Raw genomic sequence first — 19,448 nt, 5'->3', positions numbered from 1 at the left:
TGACGTCACACACCTACACCGCCCTCAAGCACCTGACCACCGCCGCGCTGTTGCTGGCGCTGGTCGGCTGCGGGGTCACCGACCGCATCGGCAAGCGCATGGACGAGAGCTGGGCGGCCGACATGCTGGCCGACCATGAAAACCTGATCCTGACCTCCGACGGTGGCAACCAGCTCAACCCGGACGCCGAGGGCCACCCGCTGTCGGTGGTCATGCGCGTGTACCAGTTGACCGACCTGGAGCGTTTCGCCTCGGCGGACGCCGACACCCTGTGGAACGTGCCGGAAAAAGCCCTGGGCAACACCCTGGTGGAAGCCCGCGAGATCACCCTGCTGCCCGGCATGGGCCAGATCGACCAGTGGCCGCTGGCCAAGAACGCCCGGTACGTCGGCGTGGCGGCGTTCTTCCGCCAGGACCAGGACGCACGCTGGAAAGTCGCCTTCGATGCCAATTCGTTGCGCAAGGAAGGCATCTGGTTCTCCTCCGACGGCCTGCGCGTGCTGGTGGACCAGACGCGCATCGAGGCCATGCGCGGCGTGGACGTGCTGAACAAGCCACCGGCCGAAGACCGCCTGGCGGTGCCCGGCGAACCGGCCTGGGTGCCCAAGCCCCTGACCGACAAGGTGCAGGACGCGGCCATCGACAAGGCGACCGACGCGGCAGGCACCTCGGCCCGCAACGCAGCGGACACCTCCTTCAACTCTCTAGTGGATAGCGTCAAATGAGCAAGCAGAGCCGAGTGATGTGGTCGGAAGGCATGTTCCTGCTGCCCCAGCACTTCCAGTATCAGGATGAGTTCCACCAGCACCAGCTGGCCGAAGCCACCCTGCGCAGCACCCCGTTCCACTGGGGCGTGCAGCTGCTGGAAGTGGACGAGGACGCGCTGTCCAATGGCTCCCTGCAACTCAAGCGCCTCAAGCTGGTGTTCCCCGACGGCAGCCTGTACGACGCCCCGCAGCACGACCCGCTGCCGGCCGCGCGCGACCTGAAGGACCTGCTCAAGGCCAACGACCTCAAGGTCTACGCCGCGCTCAAGCTGCCCGAGCCGTTCGGCCTGAACTACGTCGAGGACGGCCAGGTGCACCAGGCCGCTCGGCGCTTTCGCAAGCAGTTCGACACCCTGCCCGACCTCAACGAAGGCGAGCTGGAGAACGAGATCACCAGCCTGCGCCTGAACGTGGTGCTGCTGGTCGACGGCGACAGCCTCGACGGCTTCAGCCATTGCGCGCTGGCCAAGCTGACCCGCAACAGCATGGGCGGCTTCAACCTCGACCCGCACTTCGTGCACCCGACCTTGCACCTGGGCAGCCACGAGACCCTGGCCGGTATCGGCAAGCGGCTGCTCGGCGCGCTGCAGGCCAAGAGCAAGTCGCTCTCCGGTCGCCGCCGCGAGCGGGCCGACCAGATCGCCGAGTTCGGCTCCAGCGACGTGACGCTGTTCTGGCTGCTCAACACCGTCAACCGCGCCCACCCGCAACTGGCGCACCTGCTGACCCACCCGCGCCTGCACCCGGAGCGGCTGTACCTGTTCCTTGCCGACCTGGCCGGCGGGTTGCTGACCTTCACCCTCGACACCCAGCTCAGCGACATTCCCGAGTACGACCACCACGACCCAGCGGCGTCGCTGGTGCGGCTCGACGAGATGATCCGCGTGATGCTCGACAACGTCGTGCCCAACCAGTGCGTGGTCATCCAGCTGACCCAGACCAAGCCGTCCTACTGGCAGGGCCAGTTGCACGACCAGCGTCTGACCGAGGCCGACTTCTACATCGCGGTGCACGCCGACATGGCCGGCGCGACCCTGCTCGACATGGCGCCACGGGCGATCAAGATCGGCTCGCCGGAAGACATCGAAGTGGTGGTCAACAGCGCCATGCCCGGCGTGACCCTGGTGCACGCCTCGCGCCTGCCCAACGCGATCCCGGTGCGTCTGGACAACCAGTACTTCGCCATCGAACCCCACGGGCACGTGTACGACCGCATGATGGAGTCGCAGACCATCTGCTTCTACGCACCCAGTGCCCTTCCCAACCTCAAGCTTGAACTGATGGCGGTGCTCAAATGACCGAAGCCGTACTGCAACAGGGCGCCGTGGCGGCTGCCAGCGAACGACCGACGCTCAAAGACCTGGTCAAGGACTTCATCAGCATGGCGCTGATGCTGCGCCGTGGCCGCCAGGTCATCTCGGTCCCGGCCTTCGATGCCAGCGTCGAGCGCTTCTTCGGCAACCTGGAGCGTGATGCCCGGGCGGCCAACTACAGCGTCGAGCAGGTCAAGGACACCCAGTACGCGCTGTGCGCCTTCCTCGACGAAAGCGTGCTGCGCTCGGGCGACAACGACTTGCGCCAGCACTTCGAGCTGCAACCGTTGCAGTTCCGCTACTTCGGCGTGCACCTGGCCGGTGAAGGCTTCTTCGAAAAGATCGATGCCCTGCGCGCCGACGTGCGCCAGAACATCGACGTGCTGGAGGTCTACCACCTGTGCCTGGCGCTGGGCTTCGAAGGCAAGTTCGGCCTGGGTCAGAAGGACCAGCTGCGCTACCTGGCCAATACCCTGGGCCAGGACATCGCCCGCTACCGCAAGCCGCCCAAGGCGCTGGCGCCCGACTGGGCCCTGCCCGACCAGGTCTCGCAGATGCTGCGCCACGAGGTGCCGCTGTGGGTCTACCTGGCATTGATCGCGCTGGTCAGCGTCGTGGTGTACCTGACGCTCGACTGGTTGCTGGACAAGGACGTCGCTGCCCTCTCCGACCAAATCCGCCAGCTGTTCAGTGCCTGAGCCCTCAGGTAGCCGAGTCAGGAAGACATGAAGACATTACTGCGTTCGTTGAAAAGTTTCTGGATTCTCCTGCCACTGCTGTGGCTGTTGAGCCTGTTGGTCTGCTGGCTGGTCGCGCCGCTGGTGCCGGGGCTGCGCCTGCACGTGCCCGAGGCCCTGGCGATCATCACCGCCTGCTTCCTGCTGGCAATCGTGCTGCGCCAGTACCAGCGCATCCGCGCCGAGCAGAACCTGGAGAACCTGCTGCAGATCGAAGTGGACCGCTCCTGGAGCGCCACCGGCGAGTTCCGTGACCAGCAGGTGCTACGCGAGCGCCTCAAGCACGCCATCGCCATGCTGCGCACCGACCGTTCCGCCGGCGGTGGCGGCAAGGCGGCGTTGTCCGACCTGCCGTGGTACCTGGTGATGGGCATGTCGGCGGCGGGCAAGACCTCGCTGCTGACCCACTCGGGCCTGTCGGCCAGCATCGCCACGGCCAACGACACCGAAAGCGGCACCCAGCATTGCGACTGGTACTTCAGCCCCGACGCGGTGATGATCGACACCGCCGGCCGCTACCTGCGCGACGACCAGTCCGCCAGCGAGTTCGCGGCCTTCCTGAAGATGCTGCGCAAGCAGCGTGGCAAGGCGGCGATCAACGGCCTGGTGCTGGTGGTGAGCCTGCCCGAGCTGCTGGCGGCCACCATCGAGGATCGTAGCGCCATGGCCGCGCAGCTGGTGGCACGGGTCGAGGAATACGCCGAGTGCCTGGGCGCCAACCCGCCGATCTACCTGATGCTGAGCAAGGTCGACCAGTTGCCGGGCTTCGACCAGGCCTTCGAGGGCCTCGACCTGCACGAGCGCCAGCAGCCGCTGGGCATGACCTTCGGCCTCTCGGAGATCCGCACCCAAGGGCTGCGTGACGTGCTGCAGGCGCGCCTGGCCAACCTGCAGCGCCATGTACGCCAGCACGTCGACGCGCAGATGATCGCCCTGGGTGCCGAAGCCGACAGCACCTTGCTGACCTTCCCGCAGTACTTCTCGGCCCTGGGCGATGTGCTCGAGCAGTTCCTCGACCCCTTCATCCGCGGTCAGCGCGGCGGTGCCTTGCTGCTGCGTGGGGTGTACTTCACCAGCGCCCTGCAGACCGAGCAGCAGCTCGAGCGCGTCTACGAAGACATGATCGCCGACGAGTTCGCCCTCGACGCCGCCGCTGAAGGCACCGCGCCTGCCCGCCCGGCCGGCAACCGCAGCTTCTTCATCACCGACACCTTCCGCCGGGTGATTTTCCCCGACCGCGACCTGACCCTGTACCAGTCCCGCCTGGGCCGGCAGTCCGCCGTCAACCCGGCGCTGCTGACCCTGGCCGCCATCGCCGGCCTGCTGTTCATCGGCTGGCAGGCGCTGTCGTTCGCCAACAACCGTCAGTGGCTGGAGAGCCTGCGCGGCGAGCTGGCGCAGATCGACCAGGCCGACGACCGCGATGCGCAGCTGGCCTCGGGCAAGGGCCTGGAAGTGCTGCGCGAGCAGATGGCGACGGTCGAGGATCATCGCCTGCACGGCGTGCCGCTGCGCCTGAGCGCCGGCCTGTACCATGGCGAGGCGATCCACGACGTGGCCAGCGCCGCCTACCTGGCGCAACTGCGCAGCCAGGCCCTGGAGCCGATCGCGCGGCAGTTGCAGGTGCAGATGCGCGCCTTCAACACCTTCGCCGCCGACGTCAACCAGTCCCTGGACTTCACCCCGGCCGCCACGCCCAAGGCCCGCAACGGCAAGGCCCTGAAGGCCGCTGCCGCCGCCAAGGCCAAGCAGGCGCTGGACAATTCGCGCCTGGGCAACCTGACCCGCAAGGTCAACCTGGCCACCGCCAACGACGGCGCCGACGTGTCTGCCGCCACCGGCGGCCTGTCGCTGTCCGAGGACATGCTGGGGCGCCTGGACGAGCAGCAGGTCGCGTCGATCATCGAGGCCTACAACACCCTCAAGCTGTACCTGATGCTGACCGAACCCCAGGCGCACCCGGACGCTGCGTTCGTCGCCGCCAGCCTGCCCCAGGCCTGGGCCAACGCGGCCGGCGAAGGCACCCCCGCCGACGCCAACGTGATCAAGGAAAACGTGCCGCTGTACGTCAAGCTGCTGGAACAGGGCGAGGCCCCTGGCCTACCGGTCAATGAACAGCTGGTCGGCGAGACCCGCCAGCACCTGAAGTCGTTCATGCTCTCCAGCTCGCTGGTCGACCGCGAATACCTGCGCCTGCAGCTCGAATCCAGCCGCCAGTTCCCGATGCTGAGCCTCAATGACCTGGTGCCGCAGCCGGGCCGTGCCCTGCTGTACGGTTCGGCCGGCGTACCGGCGATCTACACCCGCCAGGGCTGGGACACCTTCGTCAAGCCGGAGCTGATCAAGCTGGTCTCGGGCAACCTGCGCAACGAATCGGACTGGGTGCTCGACGGCAATGGCGGCGACGCCATCGTGCAGAAGGCCAACTTCATCCGCGAGTTCATGACCCGCTACAAGCGCGACTACACCCAGGCCTGGTACAAGATGGTCAGCAGCGTGGGCGTGCGTCACTTCGCCGACCTGAACACGGCCACCACCCAGCTGGGCCTGCTCAGCGACGTGCAGAACTCGCCGGTCAAGAACCTGCTGGCGGCGGTCAACGACAACACCCAGTGGGACGTGCCGCTCAAGCGTGACCTGCCCACCCCGGGCGCGGTGCGCGACGATGGCTTCTGGAGCAAGGTGAGCGGGCTGTTCGACAGCAAGGACGCGGTGTCGGCCAGCGTCGCTCCGTCGCTGCCGGCGGTGGACGACGGCAGCCTGGCCAAGCGTTTCGAGCCGGTGGCGCGGATGTTCGCGCAGAACAACGCCGAAGGCGCGGACAGCACGCTGATGGACCGCTACCTGGCAGCCCTGCGCAACCTCAAGGTGCGCATGAACAACATCCAGCGCTCCCAGGACGTCGGCAAGGGCAGCAAGCAGCTGATCAGCGAGACCCTGGAAGGTCGGCCGAGCGAAGTCACCACCGTGCGCAACTACGTGGAAAGCAGCATCGACACCAGCCAGGACGGCCTGTCGCGTTCGCTGCAGGGCCTGTTCGTGCTGCCGATCCAGTACGCCTGGGACACCTTGCGCGACCCGGCCGGCCAGCAGATCGCCAAGGCCTGGGCGCAGCAGATCGCCAAGCCGTGGGAGCAGGTCATGGCGCACCGCTACCCCATCGCCGGCACCAGCCGCAACGAGGCTTCGGTGAAAGACCTGCAGCGCTTCGTCGACCCCGACACCGGCCTGCTGCCGACCTTCAAGCGCAACGAGATCGGCAACCTGTCCGATGGCGAAGGGCTGGGCATGGGCAATGGCAAGGCGCCGTCGCTGGTCAACCCCGGCATGCTCAACAGCATCGACAAGGCCAGCTCCGTGGGCCAGGTCATCGCCAGCCTGTCGGACCGTGAGAACGGGTTCGAGATCATGCTCGAGCCGTCGGCCAACTTCACCGACATCGTCTTCACCCTCGACGGTCAGGAGCAGCACTACCGCAACGGGCGCAGCAGCTGGAACCGCTTCGCCTGGCCAGGCACCAGCAACGCCCCGGGCGCACGCCTGGACGTGGTCACCCTGAGCGGCGCCCGCTTCACGGTGTTCGACTTCCCGGGCCGCTGGGGCCTGCTGCGGATGAACGACAGCGCCCGTGTCGACGACCTCGACGGCGTGCAGCAGCGCTTCAGCTGGAATACACCCAATGGCCGCGTGAGCCTGGTGGTGCGCAACTTCGGCGGCGTGAAGCTCACCGACCTGAATCAGGTCAAGGCCTTGAGCGCGCTCAATGGCAGTGGTCGGGGCGCACGATGATCGGGTGTTTCGGCAAGCTCCCGTCGAGCGCGGACTTCGTCAGCCTGCATGGCGCGGCGGAGGAAGTCTGCGAGTTCGACGCCTGGCTGCAGTCCTCGCTCGCGGCCCTGCGCCACGTCGAGCACTGGCAGGCGTCGTTCGACCCGCTGCCGATGTGCTTCTTCAGCTACCGTGCGCGCACGGGCAACTGGCTGGTGGGCGGCTTGCTCAGCTCCCGCGACGCCAGCCAGCGACGCTACCCGTTCTTCATCTTCCAGCTGATCAAGGGCGAGCAGGCGGCGCCACTGATCAACCCGTTCACCTTGGGCGAGCTGTTCAGCGCCCAGATCAAGCCCTTGCTGCACCAGGCGGTGCAAGGCGCCGAGCGCGGTCCGCTGTTCGAGCGGATCAAGGCCTTGCGCCCGCTCAAGGCCCAGGACCTGGACCTGTTCCGCCGCGTGCACGCCAAGTTCCTGCGCGACTTCAGCTTCGCCGACGTCGCCCGGGCGCTGCACGGCTCGTGGCCGGCCTTCGACAGCGCCACCGCGCTCACCCGCCTGCGGCAGGCCGGGCCGTCGCTGCACGGCGACTTCGCCGGTGGCATCGAGCTGCCGCTGCCGGCCGAGCGCGGTTTGAAGAACCCGACCGCCGACCTCTGGCTGACCTGGCTGACGCGGATGAACCCGGCCCTGGGCGTGCCGGCGGTCAGCCTGCTGGCCGACGACTTCATGCTGCCGCGGCTGTACTGCTTCCCTTCACGGCATGCCCACAACGCCTACCGCCTGCTCAGCGGCCAGGCCCCGGCCTGCGAACACCTGGAACTGCTCAGCCCACTGGCATCGGCACCGCGCGTGCACGATAACGACCGACCTCTTGAACATGTCATCGACCGGTTCGTCGATGCGTTGGATACGACGCCTGTATGAACAAGCTCAAGTACTACTGCCTGCGATACCAGCCTTATCTGTTGGGCATCGCGTTCTTCCTGGCGATCTTCCTGGTCTGGGCCCTGGGTCGTGCGTTGGGCTTCGCCTCGCTGCACAGCCTGCTGGCCGGGATCGGTGTGTTCCTGCTGCTGTCGGCCGGCTACGTACTGCTGCTGTACCGCGGCGCCGGGCAGCACCACGACCTCGAAGGCCTGTTGCGCGACGACGCGGACCAGGCCGTGCTCAACGCCACGCCCGCCGACCGTGAAGAGATCAGCCTACTGCGCGAGCGCCTGCTGCAGGGCATCGAGCGTCTGCACAGCACCTCGCCCCGTGGCACCCCGGCAAAGGATGCCCTCTACGCCCTGCCCTGGTACCTGGTGATCGGCCAACCGGCGGCAGGCAAGAGCACCATGATCGTGCAGTCGGGCCTGAACTTCCCCTACGCCGAACGCGAAGGCGTGCGCGTGGCCGGGTTGGGCGGCACGCGCAACTGCGACTGGTTCTTCAGCTCCGAGGCGGTGCTGCTGGACACGGCCGGGCGCTACGTCAACAGCCCCGAAGAAGCCGGCAAGTGGCGCGGTTTTCTGCAACTGCTGCGCCAGCACCGCCAGCGTCGCCCGCTCAATGGCCTGATCGTCAGCGTCAGCATCGCCGACCTGCTGCACGGTTCGCTGGAAGACCAGGAGCGGGTGGCCAAGCGCCTGCGCGAGCGCATCCAGGAAAGCGGCGCCCTGCTGGAAGTGCGCCTGCCGATCTACCTGGTGTTCACCAAGTGCGACCTGATCCCCGGCTTCACCGCGTTCTACCGCCAGCTGGACGATGCGGCGCGGGGCGAAGTGGTCGGCAAGACCTTCCCGCACACCGACTACGAGCGGGCCGACTGGGGCCAGCGTTTCGGCGTGGCCATGGACGAGCTGACCCAGTACTGGCAGCACGTGGCGAGCCAGCAGCTGGTCCAGCAGGACATCCAGGTCACCCGTCAGAACGACGCGGTGTACCGCTTCCCGCTGGAGCTGGCGGCGCTCAAGCCGCGCCTGCAGGCCTTCGTCGACAGCCTGCTGCGCGCCAACCCGTACCAGTCCGCCGAGCTGCTGCGCGGCTTCTACTTCACCGCCGCGCTGCAAGCCGACGACGCCCAGTGGGGCAGCCATGGCCAGCAGGTGAGCGAACGCTTCGCCCTGGAGCAAGGCACCGGCGAGGCCAGCCTGGGCAGCCAGGCGGCGCCGTTGTTCATCAACAGCCTGTTCCGCAAGGTGATCATCCCCGACCAGCACCTGGTGGCGCTGTACACCAGCAACCACCGCGAACGTCGGCGCAAGGCCGCCTGGGTCGGCGCAGCGAGCCTGGCCGGGTTGCTCCTGTGCGGCCTGTGGGGCTGGTCCTACGTCAACAACCGCAGCACGCTGACGCGCATCGGTGAAGAACTGGCCCAGGCCAGGACCGAGGATGTCGCCAGCGAGGGCCAGTACACCGCCTGGCGCAGCCTGGACCGCCTGCGCTTCTGGACCTCGCACTACTACCAGCAGCACCACGACCAGGGCGTGCCGCTGGGCATGCGCCTGGGGCTGTACACCGGTCACGCGGTCGAGCCGGTGCTGCGCGAGCGCTATTTCGCCACCTTGCAGAACGTGATGCTCAAGCCGACCGCGGACAACCTGACGCGCACGCTGTACCTGCTCACTACGCTCAAGGTCTACCAGCGCAACGCCCGCGAACTGCAACCGGTGACCGGCGTCGACAGCGTCCAGGCCGAGGCCCTGCCCCGCGACAACCGGGCCCAGTCGATTGCCGACTTCGGCAAGGCGACCCTGGACACCTACGTGATGCTGTCGTCCACGCCCCGCGAGAAGACCGACCCGGCGCTGCTGAACGCACGCATCCCGGACTACTGGTACCCGGCCATCGCCCGCCAGACCGGCAAGCGCCTGGACCAGGCCAACAGCGACGCCGAGGGCCAGCATGACTACACCTACGCCAGCCGCCAGATCACCTTCTACAGCGAGCAGCTGCGCGAGCCGGACGTACCACGCATCCTCGACAACGCGTTCCTGACCTCCAGCTCGCGCAACTACATCGACAGCCTGCGCGCCCAGTCGCTGCGCTCGATCGAGACCATCACGCTGGAGTCCGACACGCTGTTCGCCTTCGGCCGCGCCGATTTCCAGAGCCTCAAGAGCGAGGGCCAGAACCAGCTGAGCGCGATCGCCGCCAAGCTGCTGAACACGCCGAACATCGGCAAGATCGTGATTTCTGGCCACGCCGACCAGTTGGGCGACCGCCAGGGCAACCTGCAGGTGTCCAAGCAGCGTGCGCAGACCATCCGCACTTACCTGGTCGGCAAGGGCGTGCCGGCCGAACTGGTCGAGGCGCAGGGCGAAGGCAGCAACAAGCCGCTGGTGAAATGCGACATGCAGCAACCCCGGGCACAGCTGATCAAGTGCCTGGAGCCCAACCGACGGGTCGAAATCGAAGTGCGTGGGCTCAACTGAGCCGACGTACACGGAACCGGTCCGCCGGGCTTTACTGGATGAAGCCTGGCGGACGGACAGTTGCCTCAGCCGATGCACGTGGCGAGGTCGAAACCAAGGGCTGCGCAAGCACCCTTAATCAGTTGTAAATGGAGAGCTTTAACCATGGCATTTGACGCGTATATCCAAATCGACGGCATCCCAGGCGAAGTACTGGACGACAAGCACAAAGACTGGATCGAAGTGCTGGGCTACGAGTACGGCGCCACCCAGGCCACCTCGGCGACCGCCAGCTCCTCGGGCGGTGCGTCCTCCGAGCGTGTCGCCCTGAGCGACTTCAAGATCCGCAAGGCGGTCGACAAGGCTTCGGCCAAGCTGTTCGAGCACTGCTGCACCGGCAAGCACATCGCCAAGCTGAAGCTGAACGTCAACCGCGCCGGTGGTGACAAGGTCACCTACCTGACCATCGACATGGAAGAAGTCGTGGTGTCGTCGGTCAAGTTCGTCGCCGGTGGCAACCAGTCCGGTGAAGACAAGTCGGTCAGCGACCTGCCGATCGAAGAAATCAGCTTCAACTTCGCTCGCATCAAGACCACCTACACCCAGCAGAAGCGTTCCGATGGCCAGGCCGGCGGCAACATCGTCGGCGGCTGGGACCGTACCGCCAACAAAGTGTTTGCCTAAACACTGCTCCGTTCACGGGCCGCAGCCGCGGCCCGTGTCCTGCGGCCGCCGGCTCGTCCGGCGCGTCGCGCCCCTCCCCTTGAACCGAGTGTCCCATGCCTGAAACCCTCAATGACCTTTCGTTGGCCGAGCTGGCCGCCCCGATCGACGGTGGCAGTGGCGAAGACTTGAGCTTCTCCGCCCTGTTCGACCAGATCAAGGAGGCCCGCCGCGCCGACCCTGACTACCTGACGCAAGGCGACTGGCAGACCGATCTGAAGACCGCCGACTGGGAACAGGTCGTCACCCTGGCCGCCCATGGCCTGGCCCGGCAGAGCAAGGACCTGATGCTGGTGGCCTGGCTCACCGAAGGCCTGGCGCAGCGTGAGCATTTCAACGGGATCAGCTTTGGCCTGGAACTGGCCGAGCGCATCCTGGACACCTTCTGGGAGACGCTTCACCCCTCATTCGAAGACGGCCTGGACGAGCGTGCCGCGCGCCTGTCCTGGCTCAAGAACACCCTGACCGACATCGTCGGCGGCCTACCCATCACCCAGGGGCAAGGCTTCGGCGTGCTGCGCTACGACGAGTCGCGCCATGTCGAGAACCTGGCCTTGCAGAACCCCAAGGCCATGCAGATCGCCCTGGACGAGGGCAAGATCAACGCCGAGATCTTCCAGCGCTCGGTGGCGCTCAGCGAGACCGAGCACCTGTGCACCAAGGCCGTGGAAGTGGCCGGCAGCCTGCAGGCCTGCCAGCGCCTGCAAGCCACCGCCGACCGCCTGTTCGGCCACGACGCGCCGAGCTTCGCCACGCTGGTCGACATGCTCTCGCGCGCCAATCAGCTGACCGAAAAGCTGCTCAAGGACCGCGGCGTCGAGCTCAACCCCGTGGCCGCCACACCTGAGGCCGACGTGGCCGATGCACCCGCCGACGTCGCCAGCGCGCCCACCTCCGTGGCCGCCCAGCCCAGCGCCCCGGCCGCCCTGCGCACCACACCGCTTACCCGCGACGAAGCCTTCACGATGCTGTCCGGGGTCGCCCAGTTTTTCAAGCAGAGCGAACCGCAAAGCCCGGTGCCGTACCTGATCGAGCGCGCCATCAAGTGGGGCAACATGCCGCTGGAAGGTTGGCTGAACGATGTGATCAAGGACAGCAACGTGGTAGACAGCATTCGTGATGTGCTGGGTACCAAGGACAGGACGTGAGTTGGCCTGAGGTTGTAGCGGCGATCAGTTAAGAAGCAGGCTTGTCCAGATGCAGACGGCGCCTGACAGGGCCCTATCGCTGGCAAGCCAGCTCCCACCCAGATCTTTGCAGCCTGTTGGTGCAGGCATGCCTGAGCAAGCACCTTATGGGACAGGGCCTCATCGCTGGCAAGCCAGCTCCCACCCAGATTTCTGCAGTCTGTCGGTGGAAGCATGCCTGCGCAAGCACCCTGTGGGAGCGGGCTTGCCCGCGATGGCGTCCGGTCCGTCACTGCCTGCATCGCGGGCAAGCCGCTCCCATATAGGTTTGCGGTGGCGATCAGAACAGCCACACAGTCCAACTGATGGGAGCCTTGCCATGATGCCCGATGAAGCACTGCGATTGACCCGTGCGGTGGCGCTCATGTCCGTCGCCACCCTCATGATCGGCCTGGGTTTTGTCATTTATGTGCTCCAGATGCCATCGACCTGGCCTATCGGCAGGACCTTCCCCGTGCTGGTCGTACTGTGGATCACCAACCTCGTTTCGATGCTGTTGAACGCGTTCTACTGGTTCATACGCAGAACGCCCACAGGACTTCTGGCCATGCTCGGGCTTCAGTTGGTAATCATGCTGGTGGGACTGATCTGGATGATCTGAGCCCGGGCCGACGAACAGTCGCCCGACGCATGACGCACGCCTCTGCACAAAACCCATCGGCTTCGATGAGCACCCGCAGGAAAATCGTTGCAGCAGCACTTAGAAAGGACATCACATGAAACGCCCGATACGCATGACATCATTGCTCAGCCTGCCGGGCATCCTGGCAATGGTGGCAGCCCCTGTCATCCTCCTGAAGGGCACGGCTGTCCTGTTTGGACTGCCCTACACCACCATGGCAGAACGCAGAAGCGCCGAGCATCAGGCACGCCTGGCCAAGCAACCCGCACCGCCTCGAACACTCACCACGCTTGAGATCTATGACTCCGATGGCGTGCGGCACCCCGAGCTTGAACGCAGTTTGAAACACGGATCGTTGCCAGCGCAGCATTGACACAGATACCTCAAGGAACGCCTATGAAGCTCACGACACCTTTTCTGGCCTTTTCCTGTTGCCTTTTGCTAGCCCATGACAAGACAAGCCTTCATGCAGCTGAATCCTAATGTCTGGGCTATCCCATTAGAGCGCGATGTGATCAAGAATAGCAGCGTAGTTGAAAGCATTCGCGATAGGCTGGCGTCAAGGATAAGAAGGCATGATCGATCTGTGGGACGTCAAAGAAATCCCCTGTTGGTCGGTTCCCACACAGCTAGCTGTCTGCCTCGCTCGCACCTTCATGAGTGACATAAGGATTCGTCATGGCTACGCCGACATACGATTGTTCAAGCGAACTGCTTCGCGCGCTTATTTTCTTTCCTATTGGCCTGTGTTGTCTGCTTATGACTTTTTGGTTGGTGGACGCGCGACTTGACTTCCTGGCACATGCGCAATCGGTAGAGGGTTGCGTCAGCTCGCTGAATGCAGGAAGCCGTCATCCGCAAATTGACTTTGTCGATGCCACAGGCAAGGCTTACAGCTACCCAGAGAATGGACTTATCAACGGATATGCCGTTGGCGATACGGTGACAGTGCTTTACCGTGCCGAGGCGCCTTCCAGTAGCGCAGTCATCAAGGATCGAGGTGCGTTATGGGCGGAACCTGTGTTCGCAAGCCTGTTTGCATTGGTCTTCATTTGGGGGGGCGTCCGTAATGCAATCAGCGTGATTCGAACACTGAAGGGTCATTCATCTGATCGTCAGGCGCCCTATACCTGAAGGCAGCAAGGTCTTGAGGCGGAGAAAGCGGTCATGCAGTCACCGCCTTTAAGTCCTCTACAGGAATCATTGAACCCGAGACACTCACGCTTTAATCCAACGTCATTCGCGACGGTATCAAAGTGAATGACTACTGTTCACACATGAGGCGGTGCAGGCTTATGAAATGGTATAATGCCCCTAAAATGAGTCAAAGGCATGACTCGACCAAATACGTGTTACCGAACAGTTCGTTCAGTTTGACACGACGGCTTCCAACAGTTGTTGCCATCGCAATGTTGGTTACGTATTCCGCCGACTCCCTGCCTGATGTCACGCTGGGTGATAAGGTATTGAAGCTAGAAGAACACGCTGGCCAGTGCATCCTCAAAGATGGCTTTCAAGAATTCCCACTCGCCATGCCAGCACCCTGTCGATTTAGCCAAGACCGGGCAGGCAAAGCAAGAATTGAGTATTTCAATGGTATACCGATTGTCTTGGTGACACATGTTGAATCTGATCCTAGCTCCCGTGGTGACTGCGTGAAGATTTCGCGCGCGCTCCGTTGGACCGCCGCCGGCCTAAGCCTGTCTGATTATGCTAAGAGTTCGTCCTGCAGCATAGAAATGGAAGATACAAAAAATTTTACGGGCCTGTTTGAGTGGTGACCCTAGCAAAGACGATAGCCCGTAGGGGCGCCCTACCGTAGGCAACTCCATTATTGAAGCATTGACAACATGACAACAGCCGTAGAGGTTAGAATGCGTATATTTTCGCTAGACAGCCCTAGAACGATTTGGGGTGACTGGAGTGACGCTCTTGAATATGGGTTCGTTGACTGGGACGAAGAGACAGACACCAGAAGCATTGTACGAAGCGGCCCATACACACCACCCGCTTATTTATACTGGGATGCACTAATATTCACTCAATTCATCAAAAACGCCCTTGAAAAAAGCGAGCTAACCGGTATCAGCGCTTTCACACACTTGAAAAAAACTCATATCGTCAACCTTGACTGGAAAGCATGGGATACCACTAGAGATATTACTTATCACACTGAGCTGGATGGAGAGCCTGAAGACCTCATCACCTCGCTTCCTCACGATGAGTCTCTGGCACAACATATGCCTGAATATTGGCTAGCCTCTATAGAACCTGTACTTTCCGTTTACGTCGACCGAAGTCATTCAAGCACAGACCCCTCTGACTTTCTCACGATCTTACACGCGGACCCCACTATCGACTTTTTCCAAGGCGATGAATACACCGGACACTTCGTAAGTCAACGCGCCAAGGAGTGGCTAGCACATCACTGCCCAGGATGTTTTACATTCTCATTGATTCCATTTGCTGATTAAGCGACCCTCTATTCGCGAATTCCGAACGTTTTTTCATGCCGACATTCATGATGCGCCCGTATAATAACCCAAAGCAACTAGAAACCCCATATGCCACTATGGAAAAAATGCGAAGAGATACGGAGGCTAATTGAAAATCTATTACTGCGATGACGCACCGACACCGTGGGGAGACTGGGGCGTTGCTCTTGTTCGAGGCTCGCTCGCATGGGATGAGGATACTGACATCAGGAGCATTGAGCGCGTCGGCCCATTTACTCCGCTGGCCTATATCTGCTCAGGTGCATTCATACTTACACACCCCATTAAAGAAGCGCTCGAAAGTAGCGACCTTACTGGAATTAGCCGTTATCAACACTTAGAAAAAACACACATTGTACGCATTGATTGGCAGCACTGGGACGATAGCAAACCAATCACTCAGTATCTAGACCTCGACGGAGGTCCTTCGTCAATTATCGACTCCCTTCAACATGATACCAAGCTTGCCAGACAACTGCCTGAATATTGGAGAGGCTTCATTGCAGGCAGGCTTAAACTAAGCATTAACTCTGATAAAGACCCTCGGGACGTGAGCGCGTACCTCCGAGTCCTGCAGGCTGACGAAAACACTGACTTCTTTAAAGGCGATCTCTATGGCGGCTACTTTGTAAGTGAAAAAGCAAAAATCTGGCTCGAGCGATTCTGCCCAGAATGCTTTAACTTTCTTATAATCCCTACAGCCAAATAAAAACCACTGCGCGGGGCTGTCTATGTACACCCCGCCAGTATCTGACGCACTCTAAGAACATCTCCAGCTCATGCATTTTTCGTCTCGTTACCTAAGGTATTAGTCAACTTGGAGCGCAATCGTTCAGCTATGACATCGAGCATAGGCTGATCGAGGTACGCATACGTCAGGCCGGCCGGGAACGCCGCTTGGGCATGCGCAACGACCCTCTGGATCGGCGTGTCGAAAAAAGCGAATACGACGGCCACAGTCACTTGCTGGGTCAAACCCGCTTTGCCTGGGACGGGTTACGCCTGTTGCAGGAGCAGCGTCATGGGCAGGTGAGCCTTTATGCGTACGAGAGTGAGAGCTATAAGCCGTTGGCGCGTGTCGATGGACAAGGACCGGTCCAGCACGTGCTGCACTTTCACAACGACTTGAGGGGCCACCGGAGCTGCTGACCAACGAGCAAGGGCGCGTGGTGTGGCAGGCCCGTTATCTGGGGTGAGGAGCGATGCTCGTGGAGGTGCGGGAGCCAGAATGCCTGCAGGAGCAGAACCTGCGGTTTCAGGGCCAATACCTGGACCGCGAAACGGGGCTTCATTACAACACGTTTAGGTTTTATGATCCGGACGTGGGACGGTCACACAGCTGGATCCGATCGGGTTGTCGGGCGAGCATCAGCTGTATGGATATGCGCCGAATCCGGAGAGTTGGATTGATCCGCTGGGGTGGATTGCTGGCCACACCAAGAGCGGTATCAAGCGAACCACTGGTACGTGGCGTAAGCGGCATGGACCGGCTGCGATGCGGGATCACCCTATGATTCCGCAGGAAGATGCTGAAAATTTCAGACTTTCGAAATCAAATGAAATTGGCCGGTATCGCCAACCCTAAACGATACATTGACACGCAAATCTCACGTATTCTCCATGCAGTTTACCAGGATATCCATGAAGCAAAATGGAATGAGGCCTGGATAAATTGGCTTGATAAAAACAGAACATTACAACTAGAGACCTACAGGTGCAAACAAAGAAAATGATACATTAATACAACGTACTGAAAGCTACAAGAAACCCTATACGTCACCCTGGGAAAAACACTGATAGATGCGGAGACTAGAATGACTATTTACTTCTGTCAAAATGCACCAACTCCTTGGGGAGACTGGGGCTCAGCGCTCATCCATGGGCTAATAGGGTGGGACGAAACCACTGATGTAGACAGCATCGAACGCGCGGGCCCCTTTACACCCTCCGCTTACATTTGCTGGGGATCGCTAATCTTCACTCACCCGATTAAAGAAGCGTTGGAAGCCAGCGAGCTAAAAGGCATCCGATATGAGCACTTAGAAAAGACCCATATTGTTCGTATTGATTGGCAGGACTGGGATGCAAACAAACCAATTACTGACTATATCGATTTGGATGGAGGGCCCTCTTCTATCATTGAAGGTTTCGAGCATGATCCCAGTCTTGCACGCCAGATGCCCGATTACTGGCGAGCACTCGTGACAGGCAGACTCACTCTTCGCACAGTTCCTGAACAAGAAGCCAGCGGCCTCAGCAGCTACCTTCAATTACTGAAAGCTGACCATGCCGATTTCTTTAAAGCCGATGTCCATGGCGGCTATTTTGTCAGCGAAAAAGCTAAAACCTGGCTTAATCGACACTGCCCGGGATGCTTTAACTTTCTCCCCATCCATCTTGCAAAGTAGAACAATAATTCAAATGCCGCCGATTCCAAACGCTTAAAGGGTAGCGTGTCATTTAAACATGCGGAACTGCTGACCGACGAGCAAGAGCGTGTAGCGAGGCAGGTCCGTTATTGGGGGCTGTGACACGCGTGGAGACGCTGGAGCCAGAATGCCTACAGGAGCAGAACCTGTGTTCCAAGGACAATACCTGGACCGGGAAACGGGTACTGTATTACAACACGTTCAGGTTTTACGATTCGGGCGTGGGACGGTTTACACAGCCAGATCCGATCGAGTTTTCGGGCCGGCATCAGCTGTATGGGTATGCGCCTAATCCGGAGAGTTGGATTGATCCACTGGGATAGGTTACTGTTACAGGCCGTACAAAAGGTGGAATTAATCGAGTCTCCGCCTCTTGGCGAAACCGATACGGCCTTGCTTCAATGCGAGAATACCACTTAATACCCCAAGAAATGGTAAGGGAAGACCGTAACTTCCGTACTCAAATGAGGGCAGCAGGAATAAAAAGCCCGAAATGCTATATAGACAAGCAGATATCGCATCTACCACATGCATTCCATGTCGACATTCATGAAGGCGGCCGGAGTGATGAATGGAAAAATTGGTTCAAGGACAACACGAATTTCACCCAGCGAGATGTGCAAAGGCAGATACGTAACATGATGCGCAAGTACAATGTGCCTCGATCGACGAGAAACGACGTACGCCGCTAGGGTAAGAACGGCAAAAACTGCGGAGACTAACATGAGCATCTACCACTTTGACAATACGCCCACTCCTTGGGGAGACTGGGGAGACATCTTAGTCCACGGCACCATTGACTGGGACGAAGACACTGATGTAGATAGTATCGCGCGAGTAGGACCCTATACACCACCCGCTTATATCCGCTCAGGTGTACTGGTACTCACCGATCCCATTAAAAAGAAGCTTGCAGATAGCGAATTAAAAGGTATCAGCCGCTATGAGCATTTAGAAAAAACTCATATTGTTAAAATAGATTGGTCGCAGTGGAACACTGACAACGATATTACCTATTACCTTGACTTAGAGGGCGGGCCCTCCTCCATCATTTACTCACGCGCTCACGACGCCGAACTGGCGAATGAAATGCCTGAGTTCTGGCAAGCCTTCATCACAGGTAAGATTAATTTGTACAAAAACCCACAGAACAACCCCTCCGAACTTGGCAAGTACCTTCAGGTCGTGCAAATTGACAAAAAAGCCGACTTCTTCAAAGGCGATATATATGGAGGCTACTTTGTAAGTGAGCGAGCAAAAGCCTGGCTCGATCAACACTGCCCGACATGCTTTGATTTCACTCTGATTCCTACGATCGCATAACAACTAGCCGCGCAAGGTGCACGGTTGCATCTTGCCACTAGCAACTCCCCATATGATCTAGCAGGCTATTAATACAGCTTGGCCGTCATTATATTTGACGCAGTAGACCATAACTGAGGTACCAGATTAAATCTATACCAAAGACATGGGATATGCACTGGAGCAGACCCGCCTTATCTGGGACGGGTTACGCCTGTTGCAGGGGCAGCGTCGTGGGCAGGTAAGCCTTTATGTGTACGAAGGTGAGAGCCATGAGCCGTTGGCGTGTGTCGACGGACAGGGACCGACCCAGCACGTGCTGCACTTTCATAATGACTTGAGCGGGCTACCAGAGCTGCTGACTAACGAGCGAAGGCGCATGGTATGGCAGGCCCGTTATCTGGGCTGGGGATCGACGCTCGTGGAGGCGCGGGAGCCAGGGTGTCTACAAGATCAGAATCTGCGATTCCAGGGACAATACCTGGACCGGGAGACGGTGCTGCATTACAACACGTTCAGGTTTTATGATCCGGACGTGGGACGGTTTACGCAGCCGGATCCGATCGGGTTGTCGGGAGGGCATCAGCTGTATGGGTATGCGCCGAATCTGGAGAATTGAATTGATCCGCTGGAGCGGCGAACCTTGACGGGCGAAACTAAAAACGGCATGAATCGAGTTTCTCCTGAGTGGCGATCGCTCCATGGGCC

General features: G+C 60.9%; 14 protein-coding genes. 12 read left to right on the top strand and 2 right to left on the bottom strand.

The annotated features are described in order from the left end of the window. Positions 1 to 47 precede the first annotated feature (47 nt). The 10 genes from APT63_08755 (at position 48) to APT63_08710 (ending at position 12,887) form a co-directional block, all read left to right on the top strand. Entirely contained in the window at positions 48 to 725 is a 678-nt protein-coding gene (locus tag APT63_08755; GenBank protein AMA47831.1) for a hypothetical protein, read from the top strand. After that, complete coding sequence (locus APT63_08750; GenBank protein ID AMA45713.1) at positions 722 to 2,065, top strand: type VI secretion protein; 1,344 nt, start codon at positions 722 to 724, stop codon at positions 2,063 to 2,065. The genes APT63_08755 and APT63_08750 overlap by 4 nt, the downstream gene beginning before the upstream one ends. Next, complete coding sequence (locus APT63_08745; protein ID AMA45712.1) at positions 2,062 to 2,778, top strand: type VI secretion system protein ImpK; 717 nt, start codon at positions 2,062 to 2,064, stop codon at positions 2,776 to 2,778. Before APT63_08750 ends, APT63_08745 begins: the two co-directional genes overlap by 4 nt. Before the next feature lie 27 nt (positions 2,779 to 2,805). After that, a complete protein-coding gene (locus tag APT63_08740) occupies positions 2,806 to 6,606 on the top strand; it encodes an ImcF-like family protein (GenBank protein AMA45711.1) in 3,801 nt (1,266 codons plus the stop codon). Then, entirely contained in the window at positions 6,603 to 7,511 is a 909-nt protein-coding gene (locus APT63_08735; GenBank protein AMA45710.1) for a type VI secretion system protein ImpM, read from the top strand. Before APT63_08740 ends, APT63_08735 begins: the two co-directional genes overlap by 4 nt. Further along, the gene (locus APT63_08730; protein AMA45709.1) at positions 7,508 to 10,003 is read left to right on the top strand and encodes a hypothetical protein; all 2,496 of its coding nucleotides are present in this window, start codon (positions 7,508 to 7,510) and stop codon (positions 10,001 to 10,003) included. Before APT63_08735 ends, APT63_08730 begins: the two co-directional genes overlap by 4 nt. 144 nt (positions 10,004 to 10,147) lie before the next feature. Then, positions 10,148 to 10,666 (top strand): fimbrial protein, encoded by a 519-nt coding sequence (locus APT63_08725; GenBank protein AMA45708.1) that lies wholly within the window; start codon positions 10,148 to 10,150, stop codon positions 10,664 to 10,666. Positions 10,667 to 10,761: 95 nt separating this feature from the next. After that, entirely contained in the window at positions 10,762 to 11,853 is a 1,092-nt protein-coding gene (locus APT63_08720) for an ImpA-like protein (GenBank protein ID AMA45707.1), read from the top strand. 358 nt (positions 11,854 to 12,211) lie between these two features. Then, positions 12,212 to 12,493, top strand: coding sequence for a hypothetical protein (locus APT63_08715; GenBank protein AMA45706.1), 282 nt, complete (start codon positions 12,212 to 12,214; stop codon positions 12,491 to 12,493). Positions 12,494 to 12,608: 115 nt separating this feature from the next. Continuing rightward, positions 12,609 to 12,887 carry a hypothetical protein gene (locus tag APT63_08710; protein ID AMA45705.1) on the top strand — a complete coding sequence of 93 codons (279 nt, stop codon included), beginning with the start codon at positions 12,609 to 12,611 and terminating at the stop codon, positions 12,885 to 12,887. A gap of 2,639 nt (positions 12,888 to 15,526) precedes the next feature. Here the strand turns inward: APT63_08710 and APT63_08705 are convergent. Beyond that, positions 15,527 to 15,748 carry a hypothetical protein gene (locus APT63_08705; protein ID AMA45704.1) on the bottom strand — a complete coding sequence of 74 codons (222 nt, stop codon included), beginning with the start codon at positions 15,746 to 15,748 and terminating at the stop codon, positions 15,527 to 15,529. Positions 15,749 to 15,786: 38 nt separating this feature from the next. Beyond that, entirely contained in the window at positions 15,787 to 15,984 is a 198-nt protein-coding gene (locus APT63_08700) for a hypothetical protein (GenBank protein ID AMA45703.1), read from the bottom strand. Between the two features lie 2,249 nt (positions 15,985 to 18,233). On the opposite strand from APT63_08700, the gene APT63_08695 reads away from it, so the two are divergent. Further along, positions 18,234 to 18,761: a hypothetical protein gene (locus APT63_08695; GenBank protein AMA47830.1), complete on the top strand. Its 528-nt coding sequence runs from the start codon at positions 18,234 to 18,236 to the stop codon at positions 18,759 to 18,761. Positions 18,762 to 18,906: 145 nt separating this feature from the next. After that, positions 18,907 to 19,359, top strand: coding sequence for a hypothetical protein (locus APT63_08690; GenBank protein ID AMA45702.1), 453 nt, complete (start codon positions 18,907 to 18,909; stop codon positions 19,357 to 19,359). Positions 19,360 to 19,448 lie beyond the last annotated feature (89 nt).

Source organism: Pseudomonas monteilii, assembly GCA_001534745.1.
In the GTDB taxonomy this organism is placed as follows: Bacteria; Pseudomonadota; Gammaproteobacteria; order Pseudomonadales; family Pseudomonadaceae; genus Aquipseudomonas; species Aquipseudomonas alabamensis.
This window is presented reverse-complemented; position numbering and strand designations above follow the sequence as displayed.

Bases quoted from the DNA above. Each gene is read 5' to 3' on its own strand.
- APT63_08750 (AMA45713.1), top strand. From the start codon at position 722: ATGAGCAAGCAGAGCCGAGTGATGTGGTCGGAAGGCATGTTCCTGCTG.
- APT63_08745 (AMA45712.1), top strand. From the start codon at position 2,062: ATGACCGAAGCCGTACTGCAACAGGGCGCCGTGGCGGCTGCCAGCGAA.
- APT63_08740 (AMA45711.1), top strand. From the start codon at position 2,806: ATGAAGACATTACTGCGTTCGTTGAAAAGTTTCTGGATTCTCCTGCCA.
- APT63_08735 (AMA45710.1), top strand. From the start codon at position 6,603: ATGATCGGGTGTTTCGGCAAGCTCCCGTCGAGCGCGGACTTCGTCAGC.
- APT63_08730 (AMA45709.1), top strand. From the start codon at position 7,508: ATGAACAAGCTCAAGTACTACTGCCTGCGATACCAGCCTTATCTGTTG.
- APT63_08725 (AMA45708.1), top strand. From the start codon at position 10,148: ATGGCATTTGACGCGTATATCCAAATCGACGGCATCCCAGGCGAAGTA.
- APT63_08720 (AMA45707.1), top strand. From the start codon at position 10,762: ATGCCTGAAACCCTCAATGACCTTTCGTTGGCCGAGCTGGCCGCCCCG.
- APT63_08715 (AMA45706.1), top strand. From the start codon at position 12,212: ATGATGCCCGATGAAGCACTGCGATTGACCCGTGCGGTGGCGCTCATG.
- APT63_08710 (AMA45705.1), top strand. From the start codon at position 12,609: ATGAAACGCCCGATACGCATGACATCATTGCTCAGCCTGCCGGGCATC.
- APT63_08690 (AMA45702.1), top strand. From the start codon at position 18,907: ATGGGATATGCACTGGAGCAGACCCGCCTTATCTGGGACGGGTTACGC.